At 70.6% G+C, this 14,312-nt stretch carries 12 protein-coding genes; 8 read left to right on the top strand and 4 right to left on the bottom strand.

The genetic code is table 11. The features are described 5' to 3' along the window. Positions 1–15: 15 nt before the first annotated feature. Positions 16–1,113: a 6-phosphofructokinase gene (locus OV208_RS39650; protein WP_267579173.1), complete on the bottom strand. Its 1,098-nt coding sequence runs from the start codon at positions 1,111–1,113 to the stop codon at positions 16–18. A gap of 153 nt (positions 1,114–1,266) precedes the next feature. Further along, positions 1,267–1,746 carry a hypothetical protein gene (locus OV208_RS39645; RefSeq protein ID WP_120545795.1) on the bottom strand — a complete coding sequence of 160 codons (480 nt, stop codon included), beginning with the start codon at positions 1,744–1,746 and terminating at the stop codon, positions 1,267–1,269. A gap of 152 nt (positions 1,747–1,898) precedes the next feature. On the opposite strand from OV208_RS39645, the gene OV208_RS39640 reads away from it, so the two are divergent. Genes OV208_RS39640 through OV208_RS39630 form a run of 3 tightly spaced genes read left to right on the top strand, consistent with a single transcriptional unit; the run spans position 1,899 to position 4,913 of the window. Next, positions 1,899–2,567: a hypothetical protein gene (locus OV208_RS39640; RefSeq protein WP_267579172.1), complete on the top strand. Its 669-nt coding sequence runs from the start codon at positions 1,899–1,901 to the stop codon at positions 2,565–2,567. Positions 2,568–2,619: 52 nt separating this feature from the next. Further along, positions 2,620–3,957, top strand: a complete 1,338-nt coding sequence (locus tag OV208_RS39635) for a S1 family peptidase (protein WP_267579171.1) — start codon at positions 2,620–2,622, stop codon at positions 3,955–3,957. After that, positions 3,945–4,913, top strand: coding sequence for an FHA domain-containing protein (locus OV208_RS39630; RefSeq protein ID WP_267579170.1), 969 nt, complete (start codon positions 3,945–3,947; stop codon positions 4,911–4,913). Before OV208_RS39635 ends, OV208_RS39630 begins: the two co-directional genes overlap by 13 nt. A gap of 30 nt (positions 4,914–4,943) precedes the next feature. Here OV208_RS39630 and OV208_RS39625 read toward each other — a convergent pair whose 3' ends face one another. Together OV208_RS39625 and lon are read right to left on the bottom strand one after the other, a co-directional pair. Then, positions 4,944–5,924 carry an aldo/keto reductase gene (locus OV208_RS39625; protein ID WP_267579169.1) on the bottom strand — a complete coding sequence of 327 codons (981 nt, stop codon included), beginning with the start codon at positions 5,922–5,924 and terminating at the stop codon, positions 4,944–4,946. Between the two features lie 106 nt (positions 5,925–6,030). Beyond that, on the bottom strand, positions 6,031–8,493 hold the full coding sequence (gene lon, locus OV208_RS39620) for an endopeptidase La (protein ID WP_267579168.1): 2,463 nt from the start codon (positions 8,491–8,493) through the stop codon (positions 6,031–6,033). A gap of 205 nt (positions 8,494–8,698) precedes the next feature. Here lon and OV208_RS39615 point away from each other — a divergent pair, with 205 nt between their 5' ends. The 5 genes from OV208_RS39615 to OV208_RS39595 all read left to right on the top strand — a co-directional run bounded on the left by OV208_RS39615 (position 8,699) and on the right by OV208_RS39595 (position 14,256). After that, the gene (locus OV208_RS39615) at positions 8,699–9,976 is read left to right on the top strand and encodes a VWA domain-containing protein (RefSeq protein WP_420715095.1); all 1,278 of its coding nucleotides are present in this window, start codon (positions 8,699–8,701) and stop codon (positions 9,974–9,976) included. Between the two features lie 273 nt (positions 9,977–10,249). Next, on the top strand, positions 10,250–11,122 hold the full coding sequence (locus tag OV208_RS39610; protein WP_267579167.1) for an ImuA family protein: 873 nt from the start codon (positions 10,250–10,252) through the stop codon (positions 11,120–11,122). A gap of 9 nt (positions 11,123–11,131) precedes the next feature. Continuing rightward, a complete protein-coding gene (locus OV208_RS39605) occupies positions 11,132–12,646 on the top strand; it encodes a Y-family DNA polymerase (protein WP_267579166.1) in 1,515 nt (504 codons plus the stop codon). A 58-nt stretch (positions 12,647–12,704) separates the two neighbouring features. After that, positions 12,705–13,238, top strand: coding sequence for a hypothetical protein (locus OV208_RS39600; RefSeq protein ID WP_267579165.1), 534 nt, complete (start codon positions 12,705–12,707; stop codon positions 13,236–13,238). Positions 13,239–13,281: 43 nt separating this feature from the next. Continuing rightward, on the top strand, positions 13,282–14,256 hold the full coding sequence (locus tag OV208_RS39595) for an NAD-dependent epimerase/dehydratase family protein (RefSeq protein ID WP_267579164.1): 975 nt from the start codon (positions 13,282–13,284) through the stop codon (positions 14,254–14,256). Positions 14,257–14,312 lie beyond the last annotated feature (56 nt).

The raw sequence follows: 14,312 nt of genomic DNA, 5'->3' as shown, positions 1-14,312 counted from the left end.
GGTGTGCTTCCTCCCTCAGTCCCCGAAACCGATGCCCATGCTCCGCGCGAAACGCACCAGGTCACCCTGGGGATCCACGCGGCGCTCCTTGCGCGACTCGCTCAGCGGAACGCTGACGATCTCGTTGTTCCTGAGCGCCACCATGTGCCCCCACTCGCCATCCCGCACCAGGTCCAGCACCTTGCAGCCGTAGCGCGTCGCCAGCACGCGGTCCGCCGCGCTCGGGCTGCCACCGCGCTGCAGGTGGCCAAGCACCGTGACACGAATCTCCGCATCGATGTGGCTGGCGAGCAAATCCGCGCACACCTTGCCGGATCCGCCCAGCCGCACCACGCCCCGGCCCGGGATGTCCGCCGCCTGCGCCAGCACGGACAGCACCCCGCCTTCCGGGTACGCGCCCTCGGAGATGGCGATGATGGAGAAGCTGCGGCGGCGCGTGGCCCGGCGACGCAGCGTTTCCAGCACCGCCTCCACGCGGTAGGGGATCTCCGGCAGGAGGATGAGGTCCGCGCCGCCCGCGATGCCGCTCTCCAGCGTGAGGAAGCCCGCGTGCCGGCCCATGATCTCAACGATCATCACCCGGTCATGGGACTCCGCGGTGGAGTGAAGGCGATCCAACGCCTCCGTGACGATGAGCCGCGCGGTGTCGAACCCGAACGTCTGGTCCGTGCCGGACAAATCGTTGTCGATGGTCTTCGGACACCCGACGACCTTCAGCCCCTTCTCCGCCAGCCGGTGCGCGATGGACAGCGTGCCGTCCCCGCCAATGGCGATGAGCCCGTCCAGCCGCAGCTCCTCGCAGCGGCGCATCGCCTGATCCGACAAGTCCCGCTCCACCCAGGCCGCGCCCTCGCGCACCGGGTAGGCGAACGGGTTCGCCTTGTTGGACGTGCCCAGGATGGTGCCGCCCTTGGGCAGGATGCCGCGCGTGTCCTCCACGCCGAGCGGGCGGACGAGCTCCGGCTCCATCAACCCCATGAAGCCGTTCTCGATGCCGACGAACGAATGCCCGAACTCGTGCGCGCCGCGCCGGACGAGTCCTCGGATGAGCGCATTGAGTCCCGGGCAGTCGCCACCGCCGGTGAGGACTCCGAGTCGGAGAGGTCGGGTCATAGGGCCAGGAAAAGTCGGACGTAGGTGTCAGTAGGGACGGGCGACACTATGACAGCAACGTCGGTGCGGATTGTAGGTGCCACCTGCAGGGTGCGCAACGCACGAATCACGCGTCGCGTCGGATCCCGCTCGGACGGACGAGGGGGACACCCCTCAGTCGCGCTTGAGGCGGCGCCGGGAGGCCAGCCGATCCAGGAGGGCCTGGAGCCGGTCCTCCTTCTGGGGGGGCAGGGCCTTGTCGGTGGGGGACTGCACGGGCATCTCGCGGGCCATCCGGTACAACTCTTCCAGACGTTCCTGGACCAATTCATTGCCCGGACGTTCCTGGAGCGCGCGGCGGTAGGCGGCGGCGGCGCCCACGTAGTCGCCCAGGGTGAAGAGGCGCTCGCCCTCCTGCATGGCGGACGCGGGGCCCAACGGAAGCCGCTGGGGTTCCCGCACGCGGTTGCGCAGGTGTTGCAGCTCCTGGGGCAGGAGGGAATCGCGCAGGTGGGCGAGCTTGAGCGCCAGGGCCTCTTCCTGGGGGAAGGCGCGCGACAGATCCTCGAACAGCTCGAACGCCTCGACCAGCTCACCCCGGCGCAGGGCGCGGTCGGCACGTGCTTCCATGTCGGCCCGGACGGCAGGAGTCATCTCGCGCGCGACAGTAGCCGGTGCCCGCCCGGGATGTCACACGCTCAAACAGGAGCGCTCGCCGGGCCGCAAGGCCCCACTCCACGCATGGGTGCGTGATTCGCGACGTGCGGTGTGATCCACCACAGGGACTTCACGGTATCCTTGCGTCCGTGCTCCTGCCCGTCCTCACCGGCGTCTGGCTGTCGCTGTCCGGTGCGCTGGGCACGGAGCTGCGGCGGGATGGCTACAGCTTCCGTCCGCCGGATTCGTTCCGGATGACGCGCTGGGAGCGCTACGCCGGCTCGCACGCGGGCGCGGTGTCGGAGGATGTGACGCGCACGCGCGGACTGTCCGCGGCGCTGGCGGATGGAGAGGGCCCGGACGCGGCCACGTTCCTCATCGCCGTGGTGGATGGGGGCTTCTCCGCCAGTCCTTCGGAGCGCGACGCGTTCTCCACCGCCGTGGTCCAGCACTTCCAACGCGAGCTGGGCGTGGCGCTGACGCCGGAGCGGGTGGACCGCATTGGTGGGCCGGTGCCCCGGGTGGAGGTGCTGGCCACGCTGCGCGAGGCAGGGCAGGTGCGCACGGTGCTGGTGACGGGGCTCGCGTCGGAGGGGCGCCACGCCGTGGTCACGGTGAGCGCGCCCGCGGCCCGCTGGGATGCCATGGCCCCAAGGGTGCGCGCCTCGCTGGAGACCTTCCGGATGGAGGCCCCGGTGACGGGCGTCATCTCCAAGCGGCTCGCCGGAGCGCTGGCGGGCACCCTGGCGGGGGCGTTGCTCGTCTCCTATGCCGCCTGGCGCCGCCGCCGGCAGGGGGAGGGGTCCGCTTCCGCATAGCCCGTGCGACGCATCCCCGGTGCGGCTCGCGCTGGGATACGGTGCCGCGCCCATGTTCTCCCTCCTTCTTGTCGCCGTGCTCGCGCAGGGGCCCCTCGCGCCCCCGGGCCCGCCGACCCCCCCGGTTGCTCCGGTACCGGATGCCGGCGTCGTGAACCCGGTGGTGCCGCCGCTGCCGGTGGCCTCGCTGCCTCCCGCCACCCACGACTTGTTCCGCCGCATCCAGGGCCGCGTCGCGCAGGTGCGCATCATCGAGCGCCGCTCCGGCACCAAGTCCTCCATCGGCTCCGCGTTCTTCGTGAGCGAGAAGGGCCACGCGCTCACGAACTACCACGTGGTCTCCGACGTGGTGCTCCACCCGGAGGACTACACCGCGGAGCTGGATCGCGGTGACTCGACGGTGCCGGTGCGCCTCTTGTCCGTGGACGTGGCCAGCGACCTGGCGGTCATCCAGGTGGAGGCGCCCGTCGCGGACTTCTTCCGCCTGGAGGACCGTGAACCGCCGCAGGGCACGCGCCTGTTCGCCATGGGCAACCCGCGCGACCTGGGCACCACCATCGTGGAGGGCACGTACAACGGCCTCGTGCGCGACGCCCTCTACGAGCGCGTGCACTTCTCCGGCGCCATCAACCCCGGCATGAGCGGTGGGCCCACGCTCAGCGGCGAGGGTGGCGTGGTGGGCGTCAACGTGGCCACCATGGGCAACCAGGTGGGCTTCCTCGTGCCGGTGGCGCGGGCGCGGCAGTTGTTGGATCGCACGCTGGAGCTGACAGCCCCACCGGATGCCGCCGCGCTGATGGCGTCCGTGCGCGAGCAGTTGCTGGCCAACCAACAGCGAATCACCGACCGGCTGATGGCCACGGAACTCCCGAAGCAGGTGCTGGGCGAGTACCGCGTCCCGGGCCGCTGGAGTCCGTTCCTCAAGTGCTGGGGCGACACGCCGCATGATCCGGAGACGCCCTACACGGTGACGAGCTACCAGTGCTCCTCCGAAGAGGACATCTTCCTGTCGTCCAGCCACCGCACAGGCGTCGTGTCCTACCTGCACCAGCACGTGACGAGCCAGAAGCTGGGCGCGATGCGCTTCTCCGCGCTCTACAGCACGCTCTTCTCCCAGGATCCGGATCCGGTGTCCGCCACGCGCGAGGACGTCACCAACTTCCGCTGCACGTCGGAGTTCGTGGACGTGAAGGGCCTCACGGTGCGCGCGGCCCTCTGTCTGCGCGCCTACCGCCGCTTCCCGGGCCTCTATGATCTGGTGCTGAGAGCGGCCACGCTGAATGCCTCCACGCACGGCGTGGACACCAGCCTCACGCTGGGCGGCTTCTCCGCGGAGAACGCGCACAAGCTGGCGCGCCGCTACCTGGAGGGCCTGTCGTGGACGAAGTGATCTTCCTGGAGGTGTTGGAAGGCGACGCCGTCCAGGCCCGCCACCGGCTGGAGAAGTGGCCCGTGACGGTGGGTCGCGGCTACGGCAACGACGTCATCCTGGACGACCCGAAGGTCTCCGCCGAACACCTGCGCCTGGAGCGGCGCGAGGACGGCGCGGTGCTGCTGCGCGACGTGGGCAGCGTGAATGGCACCTTCAGCGTGACGCCGTGGGCGCGCATCCAGGAGCTGGTGCTCACGTCGGACGCGCGAGTGTCCGTGGGGGACACGGTGCTGCGCTTCCGTCCGCGCGGCTTCGCGGTGGAGGACACCGTCGTCAACGAGGCCCCGGCCGACGCGCGCGAGCGCCTCTTCGAGCGCCCCCGGGCCTTCGCGCTGACGATGCAGGCGCTGGTCGCCACGTCCTTCATCTCCGAGCGGCTGACCCAGTTCCAGAAGACGGACTGGGGGGACCTGCTGCTCTCCAGCGTGCTGCCCCTCGGCCTGACGCTGATGTGGGCGGGTGGCTGGTCGCTGGCGAGCCGCATCGCGCGCCGCAGCTTCTACTTCCGGGTGCACGCCACCATCGGCGGGATGGTGCTGATGGGCTTCGCGTTGGCGCCGCCGCTGTTCGCGCTGCTGAGCTTCAGCTTCTCGCTGGGCTCGTGGCTGGGCTTCGTGCGGACGCTGGCGGTCCTGGCGCTGGTGGGGTGGGGGCTCTACTGGCACCTGCATTACGTGACGCGGTGGAGTGGCAAGCGCGTGGCGCGCGGGCTCGCGGTCGCGTCCGTGGGCGTGCTGGTGCTGGCGAACGTGCCGAAGTTGCTGGGCAACGAGGACTTCAGCGAGGCGCTGGAGTTCCCCCGGTCGCTGCTGCCGCCTGCGCTGCGCCTGGCTCCGGCGCATTCGATGGATTCGTTCTTCGAGGAGGCCCGTCCGCTGGAGAAGAAGGTGGACGCGCTCGCGAAGGAAGACTGAGGCGCGGCCACCTTCTTCGGCAGGATTCCCCTACATCCCGCGCACCTCGTGGGGCTTGTAGGGGGCCTCCAGCGCCTTGATCTCCTCGGGCGCGAGTTTGAGGGTCACCGCCTTCACCGCGTCCTCCAGGTGCTCGGGCTTCGTCGCGCCGATGATGGGCGCGGTGACGACGGGCTTGGACAAGAGCCACGCCAGGGCCACCTGCGCGGGCGGAGCCTTGCGCGCCTCCGCCACCTTCTTCACCGCCTCCACCACGTCCCAGTCCCCGGCCTGGTTGTAGAGCACCGGCGACAGCGTGTCGGAGCCCGCGCGCGTCGTGGCCTCGCGGTCATCCAGCGACTTGCGTGAACCGGTGAGCAGCCCCCGGGCCAGCGGGGACCAGGGGATGACGCCGATGCCCTCCGCCTCGCACAGGGGCAGCATCTCCCGCTCCTCCTCGCGGTAGACGAGGTTGTAGTGGTCCTGCATGGACACGAACTTCGCCCAGCCGTTGCGCTCGGAGACCCCGAGCGCGCGCGCGAACTGCCACGCGTACGAGGAGCTTGCGCCCAGGTAGCGCACCTTGCCCTGGCGCACGAGCTGATCCAACGCGGACAGCGTCTCCTCGATGGGGGTGTTCGGGTCCATGCGGTGGATTTGGTACAGGTCGATGGTCTCCACCCCCAGCCGCTTGAGGCTCGCCTCGCACGCCTGGGTGATGTTCTTGCGCGACAGGCCCCGCTCGTTCTGCCCGCTGCCGGTGGGGAAGTAGACCTTCGTCGCCAGCACCACCTCGTCCATCTTCGCGTAGCGGCGCAGCGCGCGGCCCGTCACCTCCTCGCTCACGCCGTCCGAGTACATGTTCGCGGTGTCGAAGAAGGTGACGCCCAGCTCCACCGCGCGGCGGAAGAAGGGCTGCGACGCTTCCTCATCCAGCACCCACGGGCGCCACTTCGGCGTGCCGTAGCTCATGCAGCCCAGGCAGATGCGGGAGACCCGCAGGCCCGTGTGACCCAGGTTGGCGTACTTCATGGTGTGCTCCGTCTGTTCGTGTCGTGAGAGCCAATCCCTGAAAGACAACGGGCAGGCTCCCGAAGAAGGGAACCTGCCCGCGTCACTTCAAGGCTTCAGAGGACCGCTACGCCCGGACTTCGGCGGCGGGCGTCTCGGTGGAGGTGGCCGACGGAATCGCGGCTCCTTCCTTGAACGGCGAGGACTCCAGCGCGGCCTTGAGGACCTCATCCATGTGCGTGGCGAAGATGAACTCCAGCTCGTTCCTCGCCTGATCCGGCACGTCGATGAGATCCTTGCGGCAACGCTCCGGCAGGATGACGCGCTTGATGCCCGCGCGGTGCGCCGCCAGGACCTTCTCCTTGATGCCACCCACCGGCAGGACCAGGCCACGCAGCGTGGCCTCGCCCGTCATCGCCGTGTCGTGCCGCACCCGGATGCCCGTCAGCAGGCTGGTGAGCGCGGTGAGGATGGTGACGCCAGCCGAAGGACCATCCTTGGGGATGGAGCCCGCGGGGAAGTGCAGGTGCAGGTCCGTCTTCTCGAGGAAGTTCGGGTTGATGCCGAGCAGCTCCGCCTTGCTGCGCAGGTAGCTCAGCGCCGTGGACGCGCTCTCCTTCATCACGTCGCCCAGCTGGCCGGTGAGCGTCATTCCGCCCTTGCCCGCCATCTTGGTCGCTTCGATGAAGAGCAGATCGCCGCCCGCCGCGGTCCACGCGAGGCCCGTCGCCACACCGGGAACCTCCGTGCGCTCCGCGACCTCCGAGTAGAACATCTCGGGCCCGAGGATCTCCTTCACGCGCTCTGAACCGATGGTCTGCTTGTCCAGCTTGCCACCGGCCACTTCCACCGCCACCGCGCGGCAGATGTCCGCGATGCGGCGCTCCAGGTTACGCACGCCGGCTTCACGCGTGTACGAGGTCGTCAGGATGAGCAGCGCGTCATCCAGGATCTCGATGTGGTCCGTCGACAGGCCGTGCTCACGCAGCTGCTTCGGCACGAGGTGGATGCGGGCGATGGCCTGCTTCTCCTCGAACGTGTAGCCCGTCAGCTCGATGATCTCCATGCGGTCGCGCAACGGACCGGGGATGGGATCCAGCTGGTTCGCCGTGGCGACGAACATGACCTTCGACAGGTCGAACGCCACGTCCAGGTAGTGGTCGCTGAACGTGTTGTTCTGCTCCGGGTCCAGCACCTCCAGCAGCGCCGCGCTCGGGTCGCCGCGGAAGTCCGCGCCCAGCTTGTCGATCTCGTCCAGCATCATGACCGGGTTCTTCGTCCCGGCCTTCTTCATGCTCTGGATGAAGCGGCCCGGCAGCGCGCCCACGTAGGTGCGCCGGTGGCCACGGATCTCCGCCTCGTCACGCACGCCGCCCAAGGACAGGCGCACGAACTTGCGGCCGGTGGCCTTCGCCACGCTCTGGCCCAGCGACGTCTTGCCGACGCCCGGGGGACCGACGAGGCACAGGATGGGCCCGCGCATGTCGTTCTTCAGCTTGCGGACGGCCAGGTACTCCAGGATGCGCTTCTTCACCTTCTTGATGCCGAAGTGATCCTTGTCCAACTGCTGGCGCGCGTTCTCGATGTCGAGGTTGTCCTCGCTGATCTTCGACCACGGCAGGTCCGCGATCCAATCCAGGTAGGTGCGCGCGACCGTGTACTCGCTGGAGGCCGCCGGAATCGTCTTCAGGCGGTTGAGCTCCTTCTGGGCGACCTTCTCCACTTCGGGAGGAAGCGCGGCCTTCTTCAGGCGCTCCTGGAGCTCGTCCAGCTCCTCTTCCTCCTCGCCCATCTCGCCGAGCTCTTCCTTGATCGCCTTCAACTGCTGGCGCAGGTAGTACTCGCGCTGGGTCTTCGACATCTCGCCCTTCACGGCGGAGTCGATCTTGTTGGAGAGCTTGAGGATTTCGCGCTTGCGGTTGAGCAGCTCCAGCACGAGCTTCATGCGCGCCTTGAGGTCGACCGTCTCCAGCACGGCCTGCTTCTCCTCGATGGGCACGTCCACGTTCGCGGCGATGAGGTCCGCCAGGTGGCCCGGGTGCGTGATGCTCTCCACCAGCTCCGTGGCGGCGGCGGGCAGCTCGGGCATCAGCTCGATGACCTCGCGCGCCAGCTTCTTCAGGTTGATGCCCAGGGCTTCCACTTCGACGTTCTCGGAGGAGGTCTTGTCCTCCACGGCGTCGACGCGGGCTTTGAGGTAGGGCGCTTCCTGCACCAGCTCCATCACGCGGAAGCGCGCGAGGCCCTGGACGACAAGTGAGTAGTTGTCCTCGCCCATCTTCAGCAGCTTCACGATGCGGGCGACGGTGCCCATCGTGTACAGGTCGGACGCGCCCGGATCTTCTTCCTCGGCGCGGCGCTGGGTGACGACGCCGATGACCTGATCATCGCGCACGGCGTCCTTGATCAGCGCGATCGTCTTCTGGCGGCCGACGGCCAGGGGCAGCACGCCCCCGGGGAAGAACACGCTGTTGCGCAGCGGCAGGATGGGCAACACCTGCGGGATGTCTTCCTTGTTGATGAGCCCCGGAGGGGCCATCGCGGTGGGCATGGCGCTGGCCGCGGTGCCCTTCTTCTTCTCGTCAGACATGGAGTTCGGCCTCTTCCTTGCTTGAACCCGGTCAGCAAGCAGCCGGGCCGGTGAACCATCCGGTTGATTTCTGCGACGGATGAACCAACGTAACAACCAAACCGGACATGGCAAACGCGATGTGCGTTATTTCCGTGCCTCGTCGGCTGTACGACGCTCCTCCTTTAACGGCCCAGAAGTCTCGCGTCCGAAGGGGGGGTGGGGCATGCTTGCCCCCTCTCTGCTTGATGCGGTGCGCGGGTGCGCCTCCGCACTGGAGGCCGACGTGAAGATCCACACCTGTGCCCACCTGCTGACGCTGTCCGCGTTCCTGGCGGTCGGCTGTCATTCGCCCGTCGACGACGCGGGCTCCACGGTGCCGGAGGCCTGTGAGGCGACCCCTCCGGTGGTCGCTCCCCAGAAGACGGACATCCTCTTCGTCATCGACAATTCGAGCTCCATGCAGGAGGAGCAGCAGGGCATCGCCACGGAGCTGCCCGCCTTCCTGGCCGCGTTCAAGGCCGGCAGCGGGGTGGCGCAGGAGTTCCGCGTGGGGGTCATCACCACCTCCGTGTATCAGCGGCTCACCGTGGGGGACGGGTCGGACAGCATCCGCTCCTATCCGGATCAGGAGGGGCGCCTGCAGCCGGTGAAGGACGAGGCCGGGCAGCCCACCCTCGAGCGCTTCATCGACAGCTCGGATCCGCTGCTCCTGGACAAGTTCCAGCGGCTGGTGGCCCAGGGCACCATGGGCAGCGGGCAGGAGACGCCCTTCGAGGCCGTGCGGCTGGCGGTCGACTCGCCCCTGACCCGGCAGCCCCTGGAGGAAGGTGGCAACGCCGGCTTCCTGCGGGATGGCGCACGCCTGCTGGTGGTGGTGGTGTCGGACGAGGAGGACTGCAGCTCCACGGTGCGGCCGCCGCCGGTGGCGCTGGGCCAGGATCCGGCGGTGGATGCGTGCAGCTCTCAGGCGGACAAGCTCACGTCGGTGGAGGAGTACTACCGCATCTTCCAGAACCTGCACGACGGGCGGGGCGCGTCGCGCGAGGTGCTGTGGGCGACCATCGGGCCGGTGGCGCTGACGGACAAGCGCGCGGAGGCGGTGACGGAGGTGTCGGGCGGGAAGACCTACGTGCGCAACGTCGACTGCCCGACGTCCTACGGGCCCGGCTACCGGCAGAGCGCCCTGGCGCAGGCGTTCGATTCGACGCGGGCGAATTTGGATTCCATCTGCAAGAGCAACTACCAGCAGACGCTGGTCGACATCGCGGAGCTGGCCACGGTGGCGCAGAGCGTGGACGTGGTGAACCTGCCGGATCCGCGGCTGGCGTTGGTGAACGTGACGCGGGCGGATGGGTCGGTGCAGACGTGCACGGTGGCCAACGGCGACATCCGCTACGAGCCGTCCGGCGATGATCGCTCCGCGCGCCTGTTCTTCCTGGGCCCGTGCCTGCGGCGCGTGGGCGACACGAAGGTGGAGGTCAAGGTGCTGTGCGCCGGGTAGTCATGGGCTGATCCGCGCGCCTTCCGTGCGCGTTCCCGTACGAAGGGCCTCGCGTGAAGACGCGGGGCCCTTTTTCGTTGTGGCCGGAAGCAAGTGACCCGCCATGTCCGATGCCGCGAAAAGGGACGCGGCGCGGATCCATTTTTTCCTCCGAGCAAGCACCCGACCCGACAGGTTGGAACGGCCATCAAACCCCTCGCGCGGGTGTCAGACCGCTTCGCATACTGGCCGGACATCCGCGGCGATTGCGGGTGCGCATGCGAGGGAGACGACATGGGCGCGGCGGTGGAGCGGTCGGGGTTGGGGGTGGTGGAGGAGCTGCGCGAACGGATCCGTCAGCTCCAGGCCGCGCCCCGGCGCGCGCTCTCGGTGCTGCGCACGGGCGTGGACGCGGTGGACGCGCTCCTGCCCATGGGCGGGCTTCCCCTGGGGCACTCCGTGGAGCTGTGCGGCGAGGCAGCGTCGGGGCGCACCAGCCTGGCCCTGCGCGCGGTGGCGGCCGCGCACCGGGAGCAGCGGCTGTGCGCGTGGGTGGATGGCCCCCGGGAGCTGTATCCGCCCGCGGCGTCGTCGCTGGGCGTGGACCTGGAGCGGCTGCTCGTCGTGAGGCCCCGGCTCTTCGCGCAGCGGGTGTGGTCCGCCGTGCAGCTCGCGCGCAGCGGCGCCTTCACGTGCGTGGTGGTGGACCTGACGCACGGCGTGGGCGCGGCGGGGAGGCCGGAGCGGCTGTCCCTGCCGGAGGCCCGGAAGCTCGCGGACGCGGCGGCGCGGGGCGGCACGCTGGTGCTGCTGCTGACCTCTCCGGAGGCCCCGGCGGATGGGCTGGCGCGGCTGCGGCTGGAGGCCCGGGGCGTCCAGGGCTGGTCCGTGGAGCTGGAGCGCAGCCGGGGCGGGGGCGTGGGCACGCGCGTCGTGAGCCCCTGGCAGGCGCTGTACCCGGAGGTGGGGCTGGATGCTGGGGCCCGGCTGCTGGACGTGGATGACCTGGGCACCGATGCGGGGGCTGGCGCCGCGGGGCCGGGCTTCTACCGCGAACCGGGAGATAGCGTGCGCAACGGCTGCGGCATCCTGGGCCAGCGCCCCGGCCGCGACGCGCCCATGCCCTCGCTGCATGAGGGGCTTGCGCCGTCGTCGGGCGCCTGCTGAGGGCACGTCATGCGGAGGGGCTACCTGCACGTCACGCGCTTCCCGGTGCAGCGCAAGGTCATTGAATCCCCGGGGCTTTCGGGGCAGCCGTTCGTGCTGGTGGAGGAGGTTCGCGGCCAGCGCCGGGTGGCCTTCGCGTCCACGCGCGCGCTGAAGGTCGGCGTGCGGATGGGGATGACGCTGACGGCGGCGACCGCGCTGGAGCCTGGGCTGAAGCACTTCCCCTACCGTCCCCAGGACGAGGCGCAGGCGCTGCGCGTGTTGGGGGAGTCGCTGCTTGGCCTGTGCCCGGGCTTCCAGCGCAGCGCTCCGGATGGCCTCTGGTTCGACGCGGGGGCCGCGCACCTGGTGGGGGGCGAGCCGGAGCTGGGCGCCCGGGTGCTGGAGGTCTGCGCGGAGCAGGGCTACCGGGGGCATGTGACGGTGGCCTCGGAGGCCTTCACCTCGCGGGTGCTGGCGCGGCACGGCACCCTGCGGGTGGAGGTGGTGCCGGAGGGGCAGGGCGCGCGGGCGCTCGCGCCGCTGCCGCTGCGGGCGCTGGAGGACGACGCGGTGCGGGCCTTCACCGTGCTGGGGTTGTCCACGCTGGGGGAGGTGGCGGCGCTGCCGGCCGGGGCCGTGGTGGCGCGGGGGGGCGCGCCCGCGGCCCGGACGCACGCGCGGTGCCGGGGCGTGGACGACACGCCGTTCGACCCTGAAGCCCTGGAGGAAGCGCTGGAGGACCGGGTGGTGCTGGACGCGCCCGCGGACACCTTCGAACCCGTGCAGTTCGCGCTCAAGACGCTGTTGGACCGGTTGAGCGCGCGGCTCTCCGGACGGCAGCGGGCGGCCGTCCGGCTCACCTTCGTCCTGCGCCTGGATCCCACCGGAGAGGCCCAGGTGCCGCTGCTCCTGGCGCGGCCCACGGCGCGGGCGAAGCTGCTGCTGGAGCTGGCCCGGCACCGGCTGGGGGAGCTGCGGCTGGAGGCCCCGGTGGCGGAGGTCGCGGTGCGGGTGGACGCGCACGACGTGGACCTGGGCCAGCAACTGGCGCTGGGGGACGCGCCGGAGGGGGACGCGGCCCTGGAGGGCGTGCTGTCGCGCCTGGCGACGACGCTGGGCGAGGAGGCGCTGTTCTCCGCGTCCCTGGAGGCCGCGCACCGGCCGGAGGTCGCGCACGTCCCCCGGGCGTTCCATCCCCCGGAGGCGCGGCGGGGGCTCTTGTCCACGGCGGAGCCGGAGGGGCCCGTCACCGTGTGGCGCGAGGCGGGGGCAGCCCGGGAGCGGCCCTCGCGGCTTTTGGCCCGGCCGGCGCGGTTGGACGCGGAGGTGGCGGCCTCCGGGGACCTGCTGGCGGCGCGGCTCGCGGGGAAGCGGCACCGGGTGACGGCGATGGCGGGCCCGGAGCGCCTGGGGGGCGAGTGGTGGACGGACACCCCCTACCAGCGCGACTACTACCGCGTGCACTTCGAGGGCCTGGGGCCCGCCTGGGTGTTCCGCGACGGACGGGACGGGGGCTTCTACCTGCAGGGCTTGTTCGATTGAGGGGGAGGCCGGCGCGGTCCCGGTGGAGGCCCTGGCGCTTGTGGCCTAGCGTGAGGGGATGCGCCCCGCCCGAATCCTTCCGGCCCTCCTGGTGTCCGTCGTCCTCACGGCCTGCGCCGCCCCGCAGGTGCGCCCGCAGGGAAGCATCCGCAAGGTGGTGGTGGTGTCGGGCTCGCGCGTGGACGTGCTGCCGTCCGGTTCGTTCCGCCAGGACATGATTGGAGAAAGCAACCCGCGCACCGTCATCGCGCGGCAGACGGAGGCGGTGCTCGCCTCGCGCGGCTTCGAGGTGGTCGCCACGCGCCAGTCGCAGGCCCCGGTGCCGCTCACCGACGAGGTGGTGTCCTTCATCCAGCAGAACAAGGCCGAGGCCGGCGTGGTGGTCATCCTGGACTGGCTGGACACGTCGGGCGCGGCGGTGATGGGCCGGGTGGACGTGGTGCTGCGCCTGGGCGTGGTGGACCCCTCCGGGCAGGTGCTGTGGACGGACACCTTCCGCTCACAGCCGGTCGTCAGCATGTATCAGGCCCAGGGGGACTGGAACTCGTTCCTGCGCCGGGCCGTCAACGACGCGGTGCAGGTGGTGCCGTGAGCCCCGGCCTCCGGAGCGCTTCCCCCCGCGCGAAGAGGGGGGCATGCGGATCCTGGTGACGGGGGCGGCGGGCTTCATTGGAGCCCACGTCTGTGAGCGGCTGCTCGCGCGCGGTGACGCGGTGGTGGGACTGGACGCGCTGGACGCGGCACCGGGGGACGTGGCGCTGCGGAGAGCGCGCCTCGCGAGGCTGTCCGCGACGCACGGCTTCACCTTCATCGAAGGCGACATCACCGACGCGGCCCGGCTGCGCGAAGCGTTCGTGGTCGCGCGCCCGGAAGGCGTGGTGCACCTGGCGGCGCGCGTGGGCGTGCGGGCCCCGGACGCGGAGGCCCCGGCGTACGCGGACACCAACGTGACGGGCTTCGTGCGCGTGCTGGAGGGCTGCCGCGAGGCGAACGTCGCGCACCTCGTCTATGCCTCCTCCAGCTCCGTGTACGGCGCGGCCACGCCCGTGCCGTTCCGCGAGGACGCGCCCGTGGATCAACCCCTCAACCTCTACGGCGCCACCAAGCGCGCCAACGAGTTGATGGCGCACGCGTACAGCCACCTGCACCGGCTGCCCACCAGCGGCCTGCGCTTCTTCACGGTGTATGGGCCCTGGGGACGTCCGGACATGGCGCCGCTCCTGTTTCTGCGCGCGCTGGCGCGGGGCGAGCCCCTGGTGCTGCACGACGAAGGGCGGATGCGACGCGACTTCACCTTCGTGGACGACGTGGCGGAGGCGGTGCTGCGGGTGCTCGACCGGCCTCCACGGGGAAGCCCGCCCCATCGCCTGCTCAACGTGGGCCACGGTGAGCCCGTGGTGCTGGGGGACTTCGTGGCCCTGCTGGAGCGGCACTGGGGCACGCGCGCCCGCGTGACGTCCGTGCCCGCGCAGGCGGCGGAGATGGTCTCCACCTGGGCGGACACCTCCCGCCTGGAGCACGAGACGGGCTTCCGGCCCCGCGTGTCCGTGGACGAGGGCGTGGCCCGGCTGGTGGCGTGGTACCGCCAGTGGACGGACGCCGGACGTTGAAGAACAGGGGGCGCTGAAAAAGGCGACGGGTGTCGCCCGGGCACCCGCTGGCCCCG

Source organism: Corallococcus sp. bb12-1 (genome assembly GCF_026626765.1).
Lineage (GTDB): Bacteria > Myxococcota > Myxococcia > Myxococcales > Myxococcaceae > Corallococcus > Corallococcus terminator.
The sequence above is the reverse complement of the archived record's forward strand: the minus strand, read 5'-3'. Positions and strand labels throughout refer to the sequence as shown.

Coding starts and splice junctions, on each gene's coding strand:
- OV208_RS39625 (WP_267579169.1), bottom strand. CDS start 5,924: ATGAAGTACGCCAACCTGGGTCACACGGGCCTGCGGGTCTCCCGCATC.
- OV208_RS39645 (WP_120545795.1), bottom strand. CDS start 1,746: ATGACTCCTGCCGTCCGGGCCGACATGGAAGCACGTGCCGACCGCGCC.
- OV208_RS39595 (WP_267579164.1), top strand. CDS start 13,282: ATGCGGATCCTGGTGACGGGGGCGGCGGGCTTCATTGGAGCCCACGTC.
- OV208_RS39600 (WP_267579165.1), top strand. CDS start 12,705: ATGCGCCCCGCCCGAATCCTTCCGGCCCTCCTGGTGTCCGTCGTCCTC.
- OV208_RS39635 (WP_267579171.1), top strand. CDS start 2,620: ATGTTCTCCCTCCTTCTTGTCGCCGTGCTCGCGCAGGGGCCCCTCGCG.
- OV208_RS39615 (WP_420715095.1), top strand. CDS start 8,699: ATGCTTGCCCCCTCTCTGCTTGATGCGGTGCGCGGGTGCGCCTCCGCA.
- OV208_RS39610 (WP_267579167.1), top strand. CDS start 10,250: ATGGGCGCGGCGGTGGAGCGGTCGGGGTTGGGGGTGGTGGAGGAGCTG.
- OV208_RS39605 (WP_267579166.1), top strand. CDS start 11,132: ATGCGGAGGGGCTACCTGCACGTCACGCGCTTCCCGGTGCAGCGCAAG.
- lon (WP_267579168.1), bottom strand. CDS start 8,493: ATGTCTGACGAGAAGAAGAAGGGCACCGCGGCCAGCGCCATGCCCACC.
- OV208_RS39650 (WP_267579173.1), bottom strand. CDS start 1,113: ATGACCCGACCTCTCCGACTCGGAGTCCTCACCGGCGGTGGCGACTGC.